Consider the following 19,005-nt stretch of genomic DNA (forward strand, 5'->3'; position numbering starts at 1 on the left):
AAACAGAGGGATAGTACCCTCTGTTTATATAAGGAGAAGGTCTAAATGAATAGAGTACTAGCTGTATTTTTCACGATAATGTTTATGATCGGTACAGACACTTTCTTAATTTCACCACTGTTGCCGACATTACAACAGGTGTATCATGTTTCAACCGAGTTGTCAGGATGGATGGTGAGTTCGTATGCTTTAGGGTATGCTGGATTTGCGCTTATTGCTGGTCCTATATCAGATGGATTAAACAGAAAAAAAGTGATGGTACTAGGTATGAGTTTTTTTGCAATAAGTACGTTTTTGTGTGGAATTGCACCGAGTTTTTTATGGATGCTAACATTTAGATTTTTAGCAGGTGTAAGTGCAGCTTTTGTATCTCCACAAGTGTGGGCATCCATTCCGCTCCTTATAGAGAAAAAGCAAATTGTGAAAGCAATTGGGGTTGCAACAGCAGGGTTATCAATCTCTCAAATTTTAGGGCTGCCACTGGGAGCTTATTTAGCAACGATACATTATACAATCCCATTCTATTTCATTGGTATATTATCAGCACTACTTGTTATTCTTATTTATGTTGTATTACCAGAAATACAGTCGGTTCATATAGGTGGAAATAAAAAAGTGATTTTACAGCGTTATAAACAATTACTTACAGATTCAAAGGTTTCACTTTCTTATTTTGCATACTTTGTTTTTCAAACCGGAAATTTTGCTGCATTTTCATTTTTTGGTGTATGGCTTTCCATTCAATTTGGCTTACAGGTTCATGAAGTAGGTACGGCTATGCTTGCACTAGGATTAGGAAATTTAGCTGGTAATATTTTTGGCCCTAGACTTGTAAATAAAATTGGATACAATCTTTCTTTCTATGGTGGAATTGTATTTACGGCAGTGTTATATGTAATACTTCCCTATTTAAAGAATCTTATTTTTGTTGAATTCTTTTTCTTTGTTTTATTTTTTGTGACAGGAATTTTGTTTGTATTAATGATGGGACATTTACAAAACATGTCTACTATAGCACGGGGAACAGGTGCTGCCCTTGCTAACGCCTCGATGTACATTGGCCAAATGATTGGTGCGGTAATAGCAGGAATGTTATTTGCAACATCTCACAATTTTATACTAGTAGGTAGCTTTACAGCGTTATTATATGTTGTAGCTTTATTTCTGTTTAGAAAAGGTGAAAACATTAGTAAAGATAATGAAAAAGGAATTGCATCATAAAGTTTTAGTAAATCAAAAAACAATTTTTTAGGATAAGTTAAAAAGGTGCTTTTTGATTGCATAGTTGCTGTATTTTTAATAATTCGTCGTTGAGCTGTATGATTGAAAAGGATTTGTAATAAAATTATGGGGAAATAAAAAACCCCTATATAGATAGGGGTTTATATATCGGCATATAGCTCCTCGGAAAAGGATATACCTAGTTTAACATATAGGAGTACTTATAATTGTGAAATAGATGTGAAAGTAATGTGAAAAATGTTGTAATAAAAAGCACTGTTTTAGCTAATGTAGCTAAAACAGTGCTTTTCTCTTTGATTGAACAGTTGCAGCATTTTCATCATGTATACCTGCATCTTTAATAATTCGTTGTTTTGCTTTATTTAATAGATGGTTTACTGCTTCACCAAAATAGTTAGCTTCGCTTTTTGTGCGGGCTTCTCGTAAACATTTATAGTTTTCTAGCAGTTCCTCTTTTTCGGAGTTTGTTAAGAAATCTTCTATTTTCTTTTTTGTCATACGAAACACCCTTTCTCCTGACAAACGACGCAATAGAAAATATTTATTTCTCATTATAACAATAATTTTAAAAGAAAGTATACACTAACGTCGCAATAATTTGTCAATTTCTTGAATCTTCTCATCAGCTTTCCCAATTTGCGTATTTTTAGCCTGTTCGCCACCAAGAGCTTGATGTAGTAAGAAAGTTTGACCGGAAATAGCAGTTACAATGGATACTTTTATAATTTCTTTTATTGCGGTGACATCGAATAAAACGAGTCCAAGAAGTGCAGCTAGGCTACCGGTAAAAACATCAGTTAAAAATCCAAAGTGAAAAAAAGTTTTCAAACGGCGTGGAAGCAATAACTTACCTTGGTTATTGATTAGATGGGAAACGAAGCCAGTAATGCCACCAACGAGAACAGCGGTTAGCCATTGATACATTTCCATCGAATCCACTCCTTTTAGTGAATAAGATTCGATTATTTTATATTGATTCCTTTTAATATTTCATATAAGCATATTGAGAAAGTTTGTTTGGGTATATTTTGTATTCAATTTAATTATAACAGAAAATTCCGATAGATTTCAGTCTATTATATGAATCATTTTTACAATAATATGAATGCAGAAAGGGGTGCGTCATATGAATATAGATTATCGAATAAGAAGTGTAGATGGTTATACAAAAAAAATAGGGGAATTAGTAAGCATGCTTGAGCATACGAGAGCTGTAACATTAGGCGAAGTAAAAAATTTATCAGTTGAGCAATTAGATTTAATTATGCAGAGCAGCGGAAATTCAATTGGCGCCTTATTAAAGCATATAGCAGCTATTGAAAAAGTTCATCAGCTTATTTCATTTCAAGATCGTGACTTTACAAAAGAAGAATTAGAAATATGGGAAGATGCATTGTATTTAGGGGAAGCAGGTAGAGCGATCTGTGGTCATGAAATACAGTATTATGTACAACTTCTACAAAGTGTTCGAGAAGAATCTCTGAAGTATTTAAGTGAACAAGGTAATGAGTGGCTCATGTCAGAAAGAAAGTGGCCTAACGGTGTAGTATATAACCAGCACTATCTTTGGTTTCATGTGCTAGAAGATGAAATTAGTCACCGAGGACAAATTAGAATGCTCAAAAACAAGTTATTTGAAAATTACGTTAAATGATGTAGCTTTTTATAGGAGAATTCCATATAATGAGAGTAATTAAAATAAGAACGGGGTGATGTATTATGGCGAAAATAACTTATATGAATAATAAACCAAATACAAAGGTGGATGGAAAGGGCGAAACGATATAAGTGAGCGCACTATCCTTCCACTTAGCTTAAACTAGGGAGGATATCAATTTGAATCAAAATATTTTAGAATCGTATGGCTGGGATTCTTTTTTTGAGGAACAAGCTGTAGAGAACTTTGAAGTAGGGCGTATTTTACTTGAGCATAAGCATATATATCGAATTATTTGTAATGATGGTGAATATATGGCAGAACTGTCTGGAAAGTTTCGGCATGAAGCAGTAACGAAGGGAGATTATCCAGCTGTTGGTGATTGGGTGTATATAAAGAAAATAGAGAATGAAAAGAAAGCTATTATTCATCGTGTTTTTCCGAGAAGAAGCTCTTTTTCTAGACAAGAAGCTGGTACTCGAACGGAAGAACAAGTAATAGCAGCAAATGTAGATTATTTATTTTTAGTGAATGCACTTAATCATGATTTTAATGTTAGAAGGATGGAACGTTATTTATTATTAGCGTATGAAAGTGGCGCTATGCCAGTTATTGTTTTAACAAAGAGTAGTATATGTAATGATGTAGAACAGAAAATTGTAGAAACGGAAGCTATAGCAATTGGTGTTCCTATTTTCGTTGTTGATAGTTTAGAGCATACAGGTATTGATTCGTTGAAACAATTCGTTTCTTCAGGGAAAACAATTGCTTTAGTTGGGTCATCAGGGGTAGGAAAGTCAACTTTATTAAATGCGCTAATAGGAATTGAGGTAGCAAAAACGGGAGATATACGTGAAGAGGATAGTAGGGGGAGGCATACGACAACGCATCGAGAGTTATTTCAATTGCCAAGTGGTGCTCTCGTAATTGATACTCCCGGCATGAGAGAATTGCAACTTTGGGAAGGAAGCGAAGCGATTCAAACAACATTCTCTGATATTGAAAAACTTGCGACAACATGCCGTTTTCGTGATTGTAAGCATGAGGATGAACCAGGATGCGCGGTGCATAGTGCAATTGATAACGGACTTATTACGATAGATCGTTTGAAAAGCTATAAAAAATTACAAAGAGAACTGGCGTATTTTATGAGAAAACAAGATGTAATCCTTGCCAGAGCAGAGCGTGATAAGTGGAAAAAGCTTTCTAAACAACATAAAAAAATGTAAAAACCAAAGGGTGCCCCTTTGGTTTTTTCTATTTGTAAATTTTATAATAATATTATTCATATATATAGACAAAGGGAACTTAATTGTTTAAACTTTACAAAGTATTCATCATAATGGGTTATGAAAATAATAATTAGGGATTGGGAAATATTCATAATTAACTCAATTTAACTTTAAAATTTGAAAATTAGGAGGTTCATAATGGATAAACTATTAAATTTGTTTCGTGATATGAAAGTAGCAAAAAAGCTATTAATTTCATTCTTTGTAATTTTAATTGCGGCTGTGTCTATTATCGGAGGCATGTCTTATCAAACAGCCAAAAAGAATTTTGAATCGCAAATTAAGAGTAGTGCCAACGACAATATAAAAATACTGGATAATTTAATCAATCAAATGATTGATGCAAAATTTAATGATGTAAATAATTTTGCACGGGTGATTCAGGGGAATATGTATCAAGGAGATAATCAGGATGAATTAAGAAAAATGTTATCTCAATATATAAATTTAAATAAAGATGTTGAACAAGTATATGTTGCCGGAAATGATAAAAAATTTGTACAAGAACCAAATATACAAATGGCAGCAGACTATGATCCAACAGAGCGTTCTTGGTATAAAGATGCAGTTGCAAAACAAGGTGGTATTGTTGTTACTGAGCCATATAAGGCAAAAGGAAATGGACATATTGTTGTAACAATCGCAAAACAAACAGAAGATAAAAATGGGGTTGTTGCGCTAGATTTAAGTTTAGATAATTTATTAAAAACATCAAAGTTAATTAATATTGGTAAAAAAGGATATGCCTTCATTTTAGATGGAAAGCAAAAAATAATTGCTCATCCACAAGAAAAATCAGGGGAAAAAGCGGCTGATTCTTGGGCAAAGAAAATTTATGAAGATAATCACGGTGCTTTTTCATATTCTTATGGCGGTAGTGAAAAGAATATGGTATTTGCTACAAATGTAAAAACAGGTTGGAAAATTGGTGGGACTATGTACTCAAGTGAAGTAATTGAAGCTGCTCAACCTGTATTTTATAATATGTTAATTGTTATGCTTATCTCATTAGTAATAGGTGGAGCACTTATTTATTTTGTAACACTTTCAATTACGAAGCCTTTAAAGAGATTAGTTGTTACCTCTAAAGAAATAAGTGAAGGGGATTTAACGCAAACAATTGAAATTCATTCTAATGATGAAATCGGCCAACTTGCTAAAGGATTTAATGAGATGACGAATTCGTTACGGACGTTAATCGGAAGAATTAACGATTCAGCTGGGCATGTTGCAGCGGCATCAGAAGAGCTAACTGCAAGTGTAAGGCAAGCAAGTGAAGCGACTGAGCAAATCACAATCGCAATGGATGAAATATCAAGTGGGGCAACGACGCAAACAACAAGTGTAGAAAATGGTGCTATGTTACTGTTTAATGTAACAGAAGGAATTCAGCATGTAGCAAATAGTTCATCATCTATTAATACGGCTTCTGCACATACTCGTGAAAAAGCAGAAGATGGTGGGAAACTAGTAGGAAGAACAGTAAACCAGATGCAGTCTATTGCAGAATCTGTGTCACAATCAGATGCAGTTATACAATTACTAAATAATAAATCAAAACAAATTGGTGATATTTTAGAAGTAATTCAAAATATTGCAGATCAAACAAACCTTCTAGCTTTAAATGCGGCGATTGAAGCCGCAAGAGCCGGTGAGCATGGAAGAGGTTTCGCAATTGTTGCAGATGAAGTGCGTAAATTGGCAGAGCAGTCTAGCGTATCTTCTAGTGAAATTAGTAAATTAATATGTGAAATACAAGATGATATGGGTAAGACAGTCAAATCTATGAATCATGTAAATGAGGAAGTTCAATCTGGACTTGTTATCGCAAATGAAACGAAGCAAAACTTTGCTGAAATTTTACAATCTACAAATGAAATAGCTAATCAAATTAAGACGATGGTTGAAACGGCTAATGGAATGTCAAAAGGGGCAAATGAAGTATCTATTTCGGTAGGACAAATTGCAATGACAGCGCAAAATAATGCGACAAGCACACAAAACGTTGCGGCTTCAGCTGAAGAACAGCTAGCTTCGATGGAGGAAATTGGATCCGCAGCGGGCACGCTATCTCAAATGGCTGAAGAGTTACAAGGACTAATTGACAGATTTAAAGTTTAATAGAGAACAGACTATCCCCTAGTAGCATTATGCCACTAGAGGGTAGTCTGTTTTATTGTGTAAAATCAAATAGGGATGTAGACTTTCTTTATGACGTTTAAAATGGCATTTTACATAATGTTTGTCGAAAAATAGAGGTATTTGTTAGCTTTGTGTATAATTATTAACGTATAGAATACAAATAAAAGGAGAGTATTATGGGAGTGTATTGGGGGACAAAAAGACATTCTTGGCTTAGTTACGTCTCATTTTGGCTAAGTATTTCATTTTTTATTGTTTTTCTAATTGAAGTGTTTATATTAAAAACACTTTCGAATAGCTCGGTACAAATTGTTAAATATTTTTATTTTATACTTGTACCAGTAAATATTTTTCTTAGTTTAAAGTTACTATTTAAGAAGAATGAAAAGAAAGCGTTACCTATTTTTAGTTTCATTGTCTCATTATTATTTGCAATTTTAATAATCGTATTAGTTTTAGCAGCTATAGGGAAGTTCTTTTAAGGGGAGTGGTATAAGTCACTCTCCTTTTTTATTTGTGGTAGTCTTATTATATGTAAAAGTATGAATGCTGTGAGCTAATAAAAGCGGAGAGTAGACAATATTTGCATGGATTAAAGTCTGACGCTATTTAAACTTGTAAGAGTGTATGGAGTAATGAGGTAATATACATAATAATGGAGATAGAATTAGTTATTTTATAAGTATCTATGAAGCAAATGAATACGGTAAGAACGGTGATATATGGTACAATAGCTATGGATAGTGATAGAGATAAAGGGTATATAAAATACTCATCGTTTTTTAGTAAGAGAGGGGTTATCTTATGCTATACGAGGATTTGGAGACATTATTTCAAACAGCTCCGAAAGAAGATAGAGGCGGATGGAAATATATAATCCAAGAACAAAATGATACATATAAAATTGTTGATGAAATACTGAAAAATCAAATGAGTGTCGAATTGTATTTTAATGAATACGATGAGGTGAAAATCACTTTATATAAAGATGGAATTCCCATTACGACTATACAAAGAATTGTGATTTCAAAAGTTGAATTAGACGAAGATGAAGAGGGTATTCAATTTGTTTTAGAGCGCATGCCTAGTCGAATGATTCGGTTGCAATTAAAGCCATATTTAGCATTAGAAATGGGGCCGTACTGGGAAGTATGTGATGATTGTGAATGAACATAAAAAAGCATCCAATAACATGGATGCTTTTTTATGTTTTTTGAAGTTGTTTAAACGCAATGATTGGAAGTATAACAATACTTACCCATCCGATGATAGGATATAGAATGTGAAGTAAGTCACTGTAACCGATGTAACTAAAGCAATAACTAATTAGTAAAATGAAGAAAATAATATTGTTATTTTTCCACCCGGTAATAGATTGCATCTGTTTTGTCATCCCGAACACATTACCAACTAAAGTTGTGAAAACTTCACCGAAAATAATGAGAACGAAGAAGAAGTGAAAAGTTGCATTAAATCTTCTTATGACTTCAGCCATTGGGATGTTATATTGATAAAATTGATCGACTGATAAGATTGCTAAATGGCTGCATAATAAAATTAAAGAAAGTCCAGCACCACCTAAAATCCCACCCCAAAAAATGGCTTTTCGATCCTTTACTTCACTGGCTAATGGGACGAGAACACTTTGGGCAAGAGAAAGATTTAAGGCGACATATGTAATAGGGCTAGTAATCCATTTCATATTCCAACTCTCTGCAGGAATAGTGTTATTAATGGAAGGTGTACCGTGAAAAAAGGTTGTAATAGCAAGTCCGATAATAAAAATCATCATAATAGGTACGACAAGTGTATTTACTTCAAAAACACCTTGTAATCCGCGGCTACTTATAATGAGACAAGCGATAACTGTAATGAGAATACCGAGTTGTCTTGGTAAGCGAAGTTGCTCTTCAAATACTGCACCAGCCCCTGATAACATAACGCTCGTTACGCCGAATAAAACGAGTAATAATAATGTGTTTACAACATTCCCAAATACATCCCCAAATAAATACTTGTTAAATTCTTGCGCTGAAAATGCCCCGATTTGTGATGAAAGTAACATCATCTTTGTGCCGAGCCAAATAAAAAAAAATCCACTTACACATATGCCAATTGTCCCGTATAATCCATTCACTGTGAAAAATTCAACAATTTCTCGTCCAGTAGCAAATCCAGCTCCAACGACAGTTCCGATATAAGTAGCGGCTACTTTCTTTGCTACTTGCCATTGTTGATTGTCCATGTTATCCCTCTTTCTACTATGATGAGCTTGATGTACTATTATGCATATGTATGAGCTTGGACAATTAGACGTATGAAGTGTTTGAAAAAATACATGAATTAAATGATATTAGGGAAGTATTAAAGGTGTTAAAACTTTGTTACATATAAGCCGATTGTTCGAAAGGAAAGGGAATGTATGGTAAAATGTAATTAGGTTATTAAAAGATAAACATTACAAAATGATAAGAGGAGTGGATTGTATGAGTACGAAAACAAATGTTGTTGAAGTATTAAACAAGCAGGTAGCAAACTGGAATGTGTTATATGTGAAACTACATAATTATCACTGGTATGTGACAGGGCCACACTTCTTTACATTACATGAGAAATTTGAAGAGTTTTATAATGAAGCTGGAACGTATATTGATGAGTTAGCAGAACGTATTTTAGCTTTAGAAGGTAAACCATTAGCGACAATGAAAGAATATCTTGCAACATCTAGTGTCAGCGAAGGGACAAGCAAAGAATCTGCAGAAGAAATGGTGCAAACATTAGTGAATGATTATTCTGCACTTATTCAAGAATTAAAAGAAGGTATGGAAGTTGCGGGCGAAGCTGGCGATGAAACATCAGCTGACATGCTGTTAGCAATTCATACAACATTAGAACAACATGTATGGATGCTAAGTGCATTCTTAAAATAACGATAAAAAATATAAAGAAACCCATTGAAAAATTATTTCAATGGGTTTTTTTATGATTTTTCAGTTTTCTTATATGCTATAATATAGTAAAAAGGAGGCGATGCGATGTTTCGCTTTTTCAGAACTGGAAAAGAAGAGCGGGAAATTACGAAAGATGAATTAGAACAAGCGATGGCTCAGTTTTTAGAAACGAATGCTAATATCGTTTATACAGTATTAGTAAATGAAGATTATACAGTAAATTATGATTTGTTAAAACCGTATTTACCTGCATTTCCAACAAATGATTTTCTCATAACGAAGGAAACGCTTGAGGTATTTGAACATACAGCAGAAAATTTAAACCTAGTGAAAGAAATTGATGTCGTACAAAAGGCAGTAGATCAATACGTAACAGAAAAAGAAATGTTCCCAATTGTTGAAGGTAGCGAAGATCGCCTCATATGCGGAATGAAACTAGGACCTTACTTAAATCGTAGCTTAAAAAGAGACTTATATATTTCAGAAAAACATTATTTAGTTTCAAGTAAACCAGATAGAAAAAAACAAAAGAGCGGGTAGACGTAATGAAAACAACAATACATATATTGTTGTCTTTTTTTGTTTGTTAAAATATTGACTTTTCAGTTTATTAATATTTATATTAAATGTATTGGATAGGGAAGGATAACTATTAAGTATCATTCGGAGAATAAGATATTGCTAGGGCGAGTTATATAAAATCTTCACAAAGTGGTATAAAGATTCGCAAAATAAATATTATAAAAAGTTTCGGGGGAATTGGTACATGAAAAATAGTATGACTTACATTCAATTATTAAATGAAACGTTACGTTGTTATGCAAATAAAGGAAGTTTTGAAGCGTACAATTATATAATGGAAAACGCTATAGGTGTAATAGGGAATGAGGCGCAAATATATAATTTTAAGTATGCGCTCGCAAGTGCATCAGGACTTGAAAAAGAAGCATTACATTTAATGAGGGAGGCCATTATAGAAAAGGGATTCTGGTATGGAAATGAATATTTAATTTCCGACGAAGATTTAAAATCACTACATAAATTTAAAGAATTTCATACAATGGTGCAATTATGTAAAGAAAGAGAAGAATTAGCACATAAAAAGGAAAGACCAGATGTGAAATATATATATAGCAAGAAAGAGGGGAATCTACTACTTACAATACATGGTGACCAAGAAAATATTCAAATAATAGAGCCATATTGGAAATCAGTTTTGACACAAGATTACACGTTAGCTTTACTACAGTCTTCACAAATTCAGTTTTCAGATGGATTTGTTTGGGATGATTTAGAGAGAGGGAAAGGGGAATTAAAAGAGCATTACAATAAGTTTATAGAAAATCATACAGTAGAAAATGTGATAATTGGTGGTTTTTCTGCAGGGGCAAGAGTAGCTTTATATACGATTTTACAAAAAGATATAGATGTAGATGGTTTTATTTTTATGGCACCATGGCTTCCTGAGATTGAAGAATGGGATGAGTTGCTAAGAGTGCTGCAGGATAAACATATAAAAGGATATATAGTATGCGGGGATCAAGATGAAGATTGTTTCGAATCCACGCAGCAATTTGTACGATTATTAAGAGATAAGAATATAGAACATAAGTATAAAGTTGTGCCTAACTTAGATCATGATTATCCTATTAACTTTGATGAGCTATTAAAAGAAGCTATTGAATATATAGGAAATAAAAACAATAAGTAGTAAGAAAAAGAGATGCATCATATGTGATGCATCTCTTTTTAGAGTTATAAATTAAAAGCATTTGCTAGTAAGCGATAAGACTTTAATTTATGTTCAAATTGATGGGTAATCGTGACAATCATAAATTCGTCAGTATTGTATGATTTGCTTAAGTTTATTATTTTTTCTTTTACAGAAGGCGGATCACCAACAATCATACGTTGACGATTTTCTTTTATACGGAATAAATCATAAGCACTGTATGAATAATTTTGAGCAGTTTCAATAGAAGGTGTACCAGTAGTTCGTTTTCCTTGCTCTAATAATAAGATTGATAAATCTAAACTAGAAGCAATTTTTTCCGCTTCTTCATTTGTTTCTCCGCATATAACAAAGATGGCAACGATTGAATTAGGCCTATCTCCTAAAAATGAAGGCTGATATTGTTCTTGGTAAGCCCTCATAACTTCAGGGCCTCCGAAGCCATTAATAAATTGTGCAAATGCGAAAGAAGCTCCGTTGTTTGCAGCAATTTTAGCGCTCTCTCCGCTAGAACCGAGCATCCACATTTCAGGAGATGTTGGGATAACTGGAGTAGCTTTTAAGTTTGCATAGTGATGGTTTTCTGGTATTTGATCATGTAAGTACATTGCAACGTCTGCAATTTGTTCTGGATATTGATCAAGTGAGACCATTTTTCCTTCTTGAAGTGCGCGAGTTGCTATTGGCATACCACCAGGAGCTCTACCAACACCGAGATCGATGCGGTTCGGATACAGTGCTTCTAGAACACGGAAATTCTCAGCAACTTTATATGGGCTATAATGTGGTAACATAACACCACCTGAACCGACTCTAATACGATCCGTTTTTGCGGCAATATGAGAAATAAGTATTTCTGGACTTGAACCAGCTAAGCTTACGGAATTATGATGTTCGGATACCCAAAAACGTGTGAATCCGAGTTTTTCAACTTCTTGTGCAAGCGTAACTGTATGTGAAAAAGCTTGGGCTGCTGTGCTACCATCTGAAATAGGTGATTGGTCTAATACACTTAACTTGATCATAGAATATACCTCTCAATCTTAATGTACATCCTATTATATATTTACTTATGAAAAATGCGTAGTGAAATGCTCAAAATGAAAAGCGGATAATCCTATTTCCGCTTTTAACGAGAAAATCCGCGTTCATAATGATTCATTTCGACCAGATTTAAAATATATTCATAGTTGTCAATTTCACATTTTAGCTGTTCACGTTCTTTTTCAGATAGTGTCATATTGCTAAGTTTTTTACATAAGTTTTGTTTCTTTAATTCTAAATGCTTTTTTGTAGCGTGGTAATCATAAGTATGTTTCATTTTTTAGTCACTCCTTCGTTGCGGTTGCTATATTATACGAAGCATAAAGAAATATGAAATCTGTCTCTTATGTACTTTTAGTGAATATTCAAATTGCAAGGGTGTTATGTTTATGGAGATTTATGAATAAAATGCACTAAACCACTAACGTCCATTTGATGAAGTAAGGGGTGGAATTGTGCAGAAAGATATAATGTATAACACTGAAATGGATGAAGCGTTAAAAGTTATAGATAAAGGATTGAAGAAGACGATAAATCCAAAACAAATTATTGTAGTGGGAGCTGGTATGGCTGGATTAGTTTCAGCATCTTTATTAAAGGCTGCAGGACATGATGTGAAAATTTTTGAAGCAAACAACCGGGTAGGTGGCCGTATAGAAACGGTTAGAATGGAAGATACCGGATTATATTTAGATGTCGGAGCAATGAGAATTCCGTATTCACATACATTAACGATGGCGTATATAAGAAAATTTGGGCTACAGGTGAGTCCTTTTATTAATAGAAATGAGACGGATATTATATACGTAAATGGACGGAAAACGACGTTGAAACAATATGAAAAGAATCCAAGTATTTTAAGGTATCCTGTGGAAATGAATGAAGTGGGAAAAACGTCTGAAGAACTATTGTTATTAGCAGTACAGCCGATAATAAATTTTATTAAAAGAAATCCAGAGAAAAATTGGGATGTTGTAGTGAAGGATTTTGGGAGATATTCCACAGGACAATTTTTGAAGTATCACCCTTATCAGTATAATACTTACTTTTCGCCAGTAACAATTGAGATGATTGGTGTTCTATTAGATTTAGAAGGTTTTTTGGAACGATCGTTTGTAGAGACTTTACGCTTTCTATACATTATGCAAGAGGAGAGCGGATTTTGTGAAATTGTGGGCGGGAACGATAGATTGCCAAAGTCATTTTTACCGCAATTAGAAGAGAATATTATATATAATCAAAAATTAATGAAGCTACATCAACACGATAATGGTGTGACAGCTTTCTATCGGAACGAGGAAACTTTTGAATATAGCAGTATTACAGGAGATTTAGTTATTGTTACCATTCCGTTTTCGACAATGCGTTTTGTAGAAGTAGATCCGTTTGATTCTATATCTCATGAAAAATGGAAAGCAATTCGTGAATTACATTATATGCCTGCGACGAAAATAGGAATTCAATTTAAAAGCCGATTTTGGGAAGAACAAGGACAATTAGGTGGCAGAATTATAACAGATTTGCCAATTCGTTATGCCTATTATCCAAGTTATGGAATTGGTGAGAAAGGACCGGCTATGATGTTAGGTAGCTATACATGGTCTTATGACGCATTGTTATGGGATGGTTTATCAAAAGGTGATCGTATTTATTACGCATTACACAACTTAGCAACAATATTAGGTGGTCAAGTGTATGATGAGTTCATAGCTGGAATATCAAAAAGCTGGACATTGGATCCGTATGCGCTTGGAGGGTTTGCACTTTTTCAAGCAGGTCAAGAATCTGAGCTGCAACCAGCGATTGTCAAACCAGAGGGGAGAATATTCTTCGCTGGAGATCATACAACGCTATATCACGGATGGATTCAAGGTGCGATTGAATCTGGAATTCGTGTAGCGTTGGAAGTGAATGAGTAAAAGGTTTTCAATTCAGAAAATTCTTTACTATATAACTTGAGATGGATATTATTATATATAAAAGAATTATGGGGAGTGTTTACAGTGAATCCGTTATTATTCGATTTTCCTTCTGAATTTTATACTGACAGGCTTTTTATTCGAATGCCGAAACCAGGAGATGGTAAAGTTGTATATGATGCAATTCAGGCTTCAATAGAAGAACTAAAACCTTGGATGGTGTTTGCACAAAAAGAGCAAACAGAGCAAGAAATAGAAGAAAGTATTAGAAAATCACATATTCAATTTTTGCAACGTGAGGATTTAAGATTACTAGTGTTTTCGAAAGAAACAGGTGAATTTATTGCTTCAGCCGGATTACATCGTATTAATTGGGATATACCTCAATTTGAAATCGGATATTGGATTGATACAAGGTTTAGCGGAAAAGGCTATATGGTAGAGGCTGCGAAAGGTATAACGGATTACGCTTTTTCTGAATTGAAAGCAAACCGTGTAGAAATTCGTTGTGATTCTTTAAATAAAAAGAGTAGAGCGATACCTGAGAAATTAGGCTTTAAGTTAGAAGGTACGTTAGAAAGTGCGAGTGTTGCGGTAGATGGAAACGGATTAAGGGATATGTGTGTATTTGCCATGACTAGAAATACATATGAAAAAGAAGAGCTGTAAGAAAACAGCTCTTCTTTTTATGCATTATGGTACAGGATGTCCGTTAGAGCTTTCGAAAATTGTAAACCATTGTTGACGGTCTAAGTTAACTTTTGTAGCAAGAGCGGCAGTTTTTACGCGATCTAATTTACCAGAGCCAACGATTGGCATCATATTAGTTGGATGAGCAAGTAACCAAGCATACATAACCGTATCGATACTAGAAACACCTAGCTCAGTAGCAACTTTTTGCACAGTTTCGCGTACACGTACAGCACGTTCTGATTGACCAGTAAAGATCTCACCACCAGCAAGAGGTGACCAAATCATTGGATTGATTCGTTTTTCTTGGCATAAGTCAATTGTTCCTTTTTCAAAATGCTCAAGCTGCAATGCAGAAACTTCAATTTGGTTCGTAATAAGTGGAAAATCTAAGTACGAACTTAACATATTAAATTGTGAAGGTAAGAAGTTAGATACACCGAAGTGACGAACTTTTCCTTCTTGTTTTAATTGTGTAAATGCTTTTGCCACTTCATTTGGATCCATAAAAGGATCGGGACGATGAATAAGTAATACGTCAATATAATTTGTATGTAAATTTTTAAGTGATGCTTCTACACTTTGCATAATATGCTCTGCACTAGTATTGTAGTGAGCAACATATCGCTCTGGAAATTTCGGTGATGGGGGAGCGATTCCACACTTTGTAATAATTTGCATGTTTTCTCGTAAGGAAGGCTTTAATTGTAAAGCTTCGCCAAATAACCCTTCACACGTATATCCGCCGTAAATATCAGCGTGATCAAAAGTAGTAATTCCCATATCCATACAATCTTCAATGAAAGAAAGTAATTCTTGTTTTGTCATATTCCATTCTGCTAAACGCCAAAATCCTTGAATAATACGAGAAAATTCTAGCGTTTCAGCCATTTGAACTCGCTCCATTATAAGTACCCCCTTGATGAATAATAATGTTTTGAAAAGGCTTTCTTACTACATATTATTATATAGTTAATTAGGTGTACAAACAATAAATATGTTTTGCTATAAAAACGATTTTTTCTATCATGCCTTTCGAGAGGACTCCCACCTCTAAACGTAAATGAAGGTGGTGAGGTGAATCGAAAGAAATATTTTATTTTCAAGCAAAAAAACAGAAACGTATGTTCCGTTTTTGCTATAATATCCTTAACAGGAGGTGAATAAAATGACAAAGGAAAATCCATCAAACTATAAAACTCTTCAAATCTGGATTAAAAAAGGGCATCGTATGTATTCTTATTTTCAAGAATGTTGTCATAACGCTAAGAACATGTACAACACCACAAACTTTTATATACGCCAGGTGTACACTGGATTAACGCAAGAAAAAGAGTTGCAGCCTTTGCAAAAAGAAGTTCTGGATCATATTCATAAAAATATTGGTAAGATGAATGACACACAACGTCTTGCCTATCAGAAGAAATTGGAAAAAGAGAAATTAAAGCCTAAAGAAGAACAGAAAGAGATTACATGTAATTTGTTTTCAGAACCTAATTTTGAAAAACCTTATGTAGATTACAACTTTCTAGATGCACTATTTAAGGCTATGATTCAAAATGATTATCGAGCTTTGCCTACGCAATGTAGCCAGTCAATCATGAAAGGTTTGTTCCAAAATTGGAAATCTTTTTTTGCTAGTTTAAAAGACTATAAAAAGAATCCAAACAAATATGCTGGACCGCCTAGAATTCCAAAGTATATTCGTTCTTCTGAAAAAGAGATTCTGTATACAAACCAAGATTGCATCATTAAAAACGATAGATTTTTAAAGTTTCCAAAGACGAAATTGCAATTAAATATTGGGAAACTAGGTTTCACTGAGGGTAAACTGAAACAAGTTCGTGTGATTCCAAAATACAATGAATATGTAGTGGAATTGGTAATTGATGTTCCTTCTGAACAACAAATGATTGAAGAGAATGCTCGTTATATGAGTATTGATTTAGGGATTGATAACCTTGCAACCATCGTAACAAACACAGGTATGAAACCTGTCCTTGTTAAGGGCAAACATGTCAAAAGCATAAATCAATATTACAACAAAATGAAGAGTCATTTTACAAGCGTTCTTAGAAATGGAAAACAAACGAATGAAGGGCCTTTTACTTCTAAAAGGATAGAAAAACTTCATCAAAAACGTTACTTGAAAATAAAAGACGTCTTCCATAAAGTTAGTCACCATATCGTAAAACTAGCTCAAGAAGAAGAAGTTTGTAAAATTGTTATTGGTCAAAACAAAAGTTGGAAACAAGAAACGAATATGGGAAAAAGAAATAACCAAACGTTTTGTCATATCCCACATAGTTTATTGATTCAAATGATTACATACAAAGCAAATGCTGTAGGCATTCAAGTTGTTGTAACTGAAGAATCATATACATCGAAAGCAAGTTTTCTGGATAACGACTTCATTCCAACGTATGGAGAAAATGACCAAAATACAACTTTTTCAGGAAAACGAATAGAGCGCGGCATATATCGTTCAGCAAATAAAACTTTAATTAATGCAGATGTAAATGCTGCGGCTAACATTTTACGAAAGGTAATCCCAAATGCATGGACAAATGGGATAGAGGGGTTAGGCGTGAAACAGCTCGCTAATGTGTTAACTCCCCTCACGTTAATCGTCCGTTAGGTCGAAACGTTAGAAACCCCCACTTCAAGATTTGCTAAGTGGGGGAGTGTTCATATGCTATAATGTAGAAACATATAGCTAGAAGGAGATGTACGAAATGATTCCAGTAACAATATTAACTGGTTTTCTTGGATCTGGGAAAACGACATTATTAAATCGTATTTTATCAGAAAATCACGGTAAGAAATTAGCGGTGATTGTAAATGAAATAGGGCAAATTGGCATTGATAATCAGTTGATTATGAATGTGGAAGAAGAAATTATGGAAATGACAAATGGCTGTTTATGCTGTACTGTACGTGAAGATTTACTCGTTGCTTTAAAACAGTTACTGGACGTAAAAGCGGAAGGGAAAATGGATTTTGATGGTTTAGTAATTGAAACGACTGGCCTTGCAAATCCAGGGCCGATTATTCAAACATTCTTTTTAGATCCAGTCATTCAATCTGCATACCAAATTAATGGTGTTGTAACGGTGGTAGATAGTTATCATATACATAAACATTTTGAAAAAGGATTAGAAGCAAAAGAGCAAATTGCGTTTGCTGATGTCGTTTTAGTAAATAAATTAGACTTAATTGAAGAGAGTGAGAAAGAAAATCTTTTGCATGAACTTCAAGGAATTAACCCGACTGCAAAGTTAATCGAGGCGACTAACTGTGAGGTAGATATACCATCTTTATTACAAATTCAAACGTTTAAAACGAAAGATACGTTGCAAATTTACCCTCATAAAGAACATAACCACTTAGAAGGTGTGAAATCATTTGTATTACGTGAAGAACGTCAGCTGGATTTACAAAAGCTTAATGAGTGGATGTCAGCTGTCGTTCAAGAGCTAGGGGAATATTTATATCGTTACAAAGGAATTTTATCGATAGACGGAGTAGATAAACGTATCGTTTTCCAAGGTGTACATACGTTATTTGCCGCTTCGTACGATAGAGAGTGGCAAGAGGGTGAAGAGCGAGTAAGTGAAGTAGTTTTTATCGGAAGAGATATTAATAAAGAGTGGTTCCAAGAACATTTCGAGGAGTGTGTGAAATAAGTCTGCGTAAATTGCAGGCTTATTTTTTATGAGCATTCTATTAGATTACAAAACAGAATTAAATAAGGGAAAGAAACTAAAAATTGATACATGTATAATAAAAAGCCTGTTTTCACAGGCTTGTATTTTCGTCTATTAGTAACTCCATTACAACACCCACAACTGGACCTTCATCATCAATATCACCATTTAAGCGGAAACCAAATGATTCATACAGTCCCATTGCAAGTTTGTTGGCTGGATGTAAACTTAAGTAAATTATTTTGCATTCAAATTTTTCTTGTAAGAATTGAATGAGTAAGCGAAGGAAACGTTTTGCGTATCCTTTTCCTTGATATTGTTGGTCAATCATAAAGCGATCGAGCCATACACTTTTATGTTTTACTGAATACCATCCATACATTGCATAACCTACAAGTGTTTCTCCATCATATAAACCTACTGACGTTCCGTTTCCTTCATATAATGATTCTGCTAAAGAAAACGCGTTACTTTCAATAAATTGTTGCTGATCTTTTGCGACGTCTAAAGCAACTACTGAACGCCAATTTTTTGCTGTTACTTCACAAATGTGAAGATTCATAATTCCAACTCACCTTCTAAATTAATATAGCTTTAAAGCTAATATGGATAATTTTACTTGTTATTTT

At 33.9% G+C, this 19,005-nt stretch carries 20 protein-coding genes; 13 read left to right on the forward strand and 7 right to left on the reverse strand.

Going from position 1 to position 19,005, the window contains the following annotated elements:
* Nucleotides 1-45: 45 nt before the first annotated feature.
* Nucleotides 46-1,221 (forward strand): MFS transporter, encoded by a 1,176-nt coding sequence (locus tag ACW0JX_RS09845; protein ID WP_459245634.1) that lies wholly within the window; start codon nucleotides 46-48, stop codon nucleotides 1,219-1,221.
* Between the two features lie 294 nt (nucleotides 1,222-1,515).
* Here the strand turns inward: ACW0JX_RS09845 and ACW0JX_RS09850 are convergent, their stop codons facing one another.
* Complete coding sequence (locus ACW0JX_RS09850) at nucleotides 1,516-1,740, reverse strand: hypothetical protein (protein ID WP_000162602.1); 225 nt, start codon at nucleotides 1,738-1,740, stop codon at nucleotides 1,516-1,518.
* 84 nt (nucleotides 1,741-1,824) lie between these two features.
* The gene (locus ACW0JX_RS09855; RefSeq protein ID WP_000426321.1) at nucleotides 1,825-2,172 is read right to left on the reverse strand and encodes a DUF4257 domain-containing protein; all 348 of its coding nucleotides are present in this window, start codon (nucleotides 2,170-2,172) and stop codon (nucleotides 1,825-1,827) included.
* A 196-nt stretch (nucleotides 2,173-2,368) separates the two neighbouring features.
* Here ACW0JX_RS09855 and ACW0JX_RS09860 point away from each other — a divergent pair, with 196 nt between their 5' ends.
* The 5 genes from ACW0JX_RS09860 to ACW0JX_RS09880 all read left to right on the forward strand — a co-directional run bounded on the left by ACW0JX_RS09860 (nucleotide 2,369) and on the right by ACW0JX_RS09880 (nucleotide 7,503).
* Nucleotides 2,369-2,896, forward strand: coding sequence for a DinB family protein (locus ACW0JX_RS09860; RefSeq protein ID WP_001018102.1), 528 nt, complete (start codon nucleotides 2,369-2,371; stop codon nucleotides 2,894-2,896).
* A gap of 182 nt (nucleotides 2,897-3,078) precedes the next feature.
* On the forward strand, nucleotides 3,079-4,128 hold the full coding sequence (gene rsgA / locus ACW0JX_RS09865; protein ID WP_001073089.1) for a ribosome small subunit-dependent GTPase A: 1,050 nt from the start codon (nucleotides 3,079-3,081) through the stop codon (nucleotides 4,126-4,128).
* A gap of 201 nt (nucleotides 4,129-4,329) precedes the next feature.
* A complete protein-coding gene (locus ACW0JX_RS09870) occupies nucleotides 4,330-6,312 on the forward strand; it encodes a HAMP domain-containing methyl-accepting chemotaxis protein (protein WP_065483269.1) in 1,983 nt (660 codons plus the stop codon).
* Nucleotides 6,313-6,509: 197 nt separating this feature from the next.
* Nucleotides 6,510-6,815, forward strand: coding sequence for a hypothetical protein (locus ACW0JX_RS09875; protein WP_000539571.1), 306 nt, complete (start codon nucleotides 6,510-6,512; stop codon nucleotides 6,813-6,815).
* 322 nt (nucleotides 6,816-7,137) lie between these two features.
* Entirely contained in the window at nucleotides 7,138-7,503 is a 366-nt protein-coding gene (locus ACW0JX_RS09880) for a DUF3979 family protein (RefSeq protein WP_000965063.1), read from the forward strand.
* A 34-nt stretch (nucleotides 7,504-7,537) separates the two neighbouring features.
* Here ACW0JX_RS09880 and ACW0JX_RS09885 read toward each other — a convergent pair whose 3' ends face one another.
* Nucleotides 7,538-8,578, reverse strand: a complete 1,041-nt coding sequence (locus ACW0JX_RS09885) for a YkvI family membrane protein (protein ID WP_000370209.1) — start codon at nucleotides 8,576-8,578, stop codon at nucleotides 7,538-7,540.
* A 241-nt stretch (nucleotides 8,579-8,819) separates the two neighbouring features.
* Between ACW0JX_RS09885 and ACW0JX_RS09890 the strand changes: the two genes are divergently transcribed.
* The 3 genes from ACW0JX_RS09890 to ACW0JX_RS09900 all read left to right on the forward strand — a co-directional run bounded on the left by ACW0JX_RS09890 (nucleotide 8,820) and on the right by ACW0JX_RS09900 (nucleotide 10,995).
* Complete coding sequence (locus ACW0JX_RS09890; RefSeq protein WP_000105199.1) at nucleotides 8,820-9,263, forward strand: Dps family protein; 444 nt, start codon at nucleotides 8,820-8,822, stop codon at nucleotides 9,261-9,263.
* A gap of 105 nt (nucleotides 9,264-9,368) precedes the next feature.
* Entirely contained in the window at nucleotides 9,369-9,824 is a 456-nt protein-coding gene (locus ACW0JX_RS09895) for a DUF3939 domain-containing protein (protein ID WP_000488209.1), read from the forward strand.
* Nucleotides 9,825-10,050: 226 nt separating this feature from the next.
* Complete coding sequence (locus tag ACW0JX_RS09900; protein ID WP_071731025.1) at nucleotides 10,051-10,995, forward strand: alpha/beta hydrolase; 945 nt, start codon at nucleotides 10,051-10,053, stop codon at nucleotides 10,993-10,995.
* A gap of 44 nt (nucleotides 10,996-11,039) precedes the next feature.
* On the opposite strand, the gene ACW0JX_RS09905 is transcribed toward ACW0JX_RS09900, so the two are convergent.
* On the reverse strand, nucleotides 11,040-12,041 hold the full coding sequence (locus ACW0JX_RS09905) for an LLM class flavin-dependent oxidoreductase (RefSeq protein ID WP_095691046.1): 1,002 nt from the start codon (nucleotides 12,039-12,041) through the stop codon (nucleotides 11,040-11,042).
* Between the two features lie 104 nt (nucleotides 12,042-12,145).
* A complete protein-coding gene (locus tag ACW0JX_RS09910) occupies nucleotides 12,146-12,337 on the reverse strand; it encodes a DUF3896 domain-containing protein (RefSeq protein WP_000683366.1) in 192 nt (63 codons plus the stop codon).
* A 178-nt stretch (nucleotides 12,338-12,515) separates the two neighbouring features.
* On the opposite strand from ACW0JX_RS09910, the gene ACW0JX_RS09915 reads away from it, so the two are divergent.
* Nucleotides 12,516-13,979, forward strand: coding sequence for an FAD-dependent oxidoreductase (locus ACW0JX_RS09915; protein ID WP_141241085.1), 1,464 nt, complete (start codon nucleotides 12,516-12,518; stop codon nucleotides 13,977-13,979).
* An 84-nt stretch (nucleotides 13,980-14,063) separates the two neighbouring features.
* Nucleotides 14,064-14,648: a GNAT family N-acetyltransferase gene (locus ACW0JX_RS09920; protein WP_088025267.1), complete on the forward strand. Its 585-nt coding sequence runs from the start codon at nucleotides 14,064-14,066 to the stop codon at nucleotides 14,646-14,648.
* A 24-nt stretch (nucleotides 14,649-14,672) separates the two neighbouring features.
* On the opposite strand, the gene ACW0JX_RS09925 is transcribed toward ACW0JX_RS09920, so the two are convergent.
* Nucleotides 14,673-15,575: an aldo/keto reductase gene (locus ACW0JX_RS09925; RefSeq protein WP_069355452.1), complete on the reverse strand. Its 903-nt coding sequence runs from the start codon at nucleotides 15,573-15,575 to the stop codon at nucleotides 14,673-14,675.
* Nucleotides 15,576-15,837: 262 nt separating this feature from the next.
* Between ACW0JX_RS09925 and ACW0JX_RS09930 the strand changes: the two genes are divergently transcribed.
* Together ACW0JX_RS09930 and ACW0JX_RS09935 are read left to right on the forward strand one after the other, a co-directional pair.
* Nucleotides 15,838-17,307, forward strand: coding sequence for an RNA-guided endonuclease InsQ/TnpB family protein (locus tag ACW0JX_RS09930; RefSeq protein WP_016081968.1), 1,470 nt, complete (start codon nucleotides 15,838-15,840; stop codon nucleotides 17,305-17,307).
* Between the two features lie 97 nt (nucleotides 17,308-17,404).
* The gene (locus ACW0JX_RS09935; RefSeq protein ID WP_098976728.1) at nucleotides 17,405-18,355 is read left to right on the forward strand and encodes a CobW family GTP-binding protein; all 951 of its coding nucleotides are present in this window, start codon (nucleotides 17,405-17,407) and stop codon (nucleotides 18,353-18,355) included.
* A 112-nt stretch (nucleotides 18,356-18,467) separates the two neighbouring features.
* On the opposite strand, the gene ACW0JX_RS09940 is transcribed toward ACW0JX_RS09935, so the two are convergent.
* Nucleotides 18,468-18,938, reverse strand: a complete 471-nt coding sequence (locus tag ACW0JX_RS09940) for a GNAT family N-acetyltransferase (RefSeq protein ID WP_050843336.1) — start codon at nucleotides 18,936-18,938, stop codon at nucleotides 18,468-18,470.
* Between the last annotated feature and the right edge of the window lie 67 nt (nucleotides 18,939-19,005).

The organism is Bacillus sp. C-3-6 (assembly GCF_054509685.1).

Excerpts from the sequence above, each read along its gene's own strand:
- ACW0JX_RS09845 (WP_459245634.1), top strand. The coding sequence starts at position 46 with ATGAATAGAGTACTAGCTGTATTTTTCACGATAATGTTTATGATCGGT.
- ACW0JX_RS09850 (WP_000162602.1), bottom strand. The coding sequence starts at position 1,740 with ATGACAAAAAAGAAAATAGAAGATTTCTTAACAAACTCCGAAAAAGAG.
- ACW0JX_RS09855 (WP_000426321.1), bottom strand. The coding sequence starts at position 2,172 with ATGGAAATGTATCAATGGCTAACCGCTGTTCTCGTTGGTGGCATTACT.
- ACW0JX_RS09860 (WP_001018102.1), top strand. The coding sequence starts at position 2,369 with ATGAATATAGATTATCGAATAAGAAGTGTAGATGGTTATACAAAAAAA.
- ACW0JX_RS09870 (WP_065483269.1), top strand. The coding sequence starts at position 4,330 with ATGGATAAACTATTAAATTTGTTTCGTGATATGAAAGTAGCAAAAAAG.
- ACW0JX_RS09875 (WP_000539571.1), top strand. The coding sequence starts at position 6,510 with ATGGGAGTGTATTGGGGGACAAAAAGACATTCTTGGCTTAGTTACGTC.
- ACW0JX_RS09880 (WP_000965063.1), top strand. The coding sequence starts at position 7,138 with ATGCTATACGAGGATTTGGAGACATTATTTCAAACAGCTCCGAAAGAA.
- ACW0JX_RS09885 (WP_000370209.1), bottom strand. The coding sequence starts at position 8,578 with ATGGACAATCAACAATGGCAAGTAGCAAAGAAAGTAGCCGCTACTTAT.
- ACW0JX_RS09890 (WP_000105199.1), top strand. The coding sequence starts at position 8,820 with ATGAGTACGAAAACAAATGTTGTTGAAGTATTAAACAAGCAGGTAGCA.
- ACW0JX_RS09895 (WP_000488209.1), top strand. The coding sequence starts at position 9,369 with ATGTTTCGCTTTTTCAGAACTGGAAAAGAAGAGCGGGAAATTACGAAA.
- ACW0JX_RS09900 (WP_071731025.1), top strand. The coding sequence starts at position 10,051 with ATGAAAAATAGTATGACTTACATTCAATTATTAAATGAAACGTTACGT.
- ACW0JX_RS09905 (WP_095691046.1), bottom strand. The coding sequence starts at position 12,041 with ATGATCAAGTTAAGTGTATTAGACCAATCACCTATTTCAGATGGTAGC.
- ACW0JX_RS09910 (WP_000683366.1), bottom strand. The coding sequence starts at position 12,337 with ATGAAACATACTTATGATTACCACGCTACAAAAAAGCATTTAGAATTA.
- ACW0JX_RS09925 (WP_069355452.1), bottom strand. The coding sequence starts at position 15,575 with ATGGAGCGAGTTCAAATGGCTGAAACGCTAGAATTTTCTCGTATTATT.
- ACW0JX_RS09930 (WP_016081968.1), top strand. The coding sequence starts at position 15,838 with ATGACAAAGGAAAATCCATCAAACTATAAAACTCTTCAAATCTGGATT.
- ACW0JX_RS09935 (WP_098976728.1), top strand. The coding sequence starts at position 17,405 with ATGATTCCAGTAACAATATTAACTGGTTTTCTTGGATCTGGGAAAACG.
- ACW0JX_RS09940 (WP_050843336.1), bottom strand. The coding sequence starts at position 18,938 with ATGAATCTTCACATTTGTGAAGTAACAGCAAAAAATTGGCGTTCAGTA.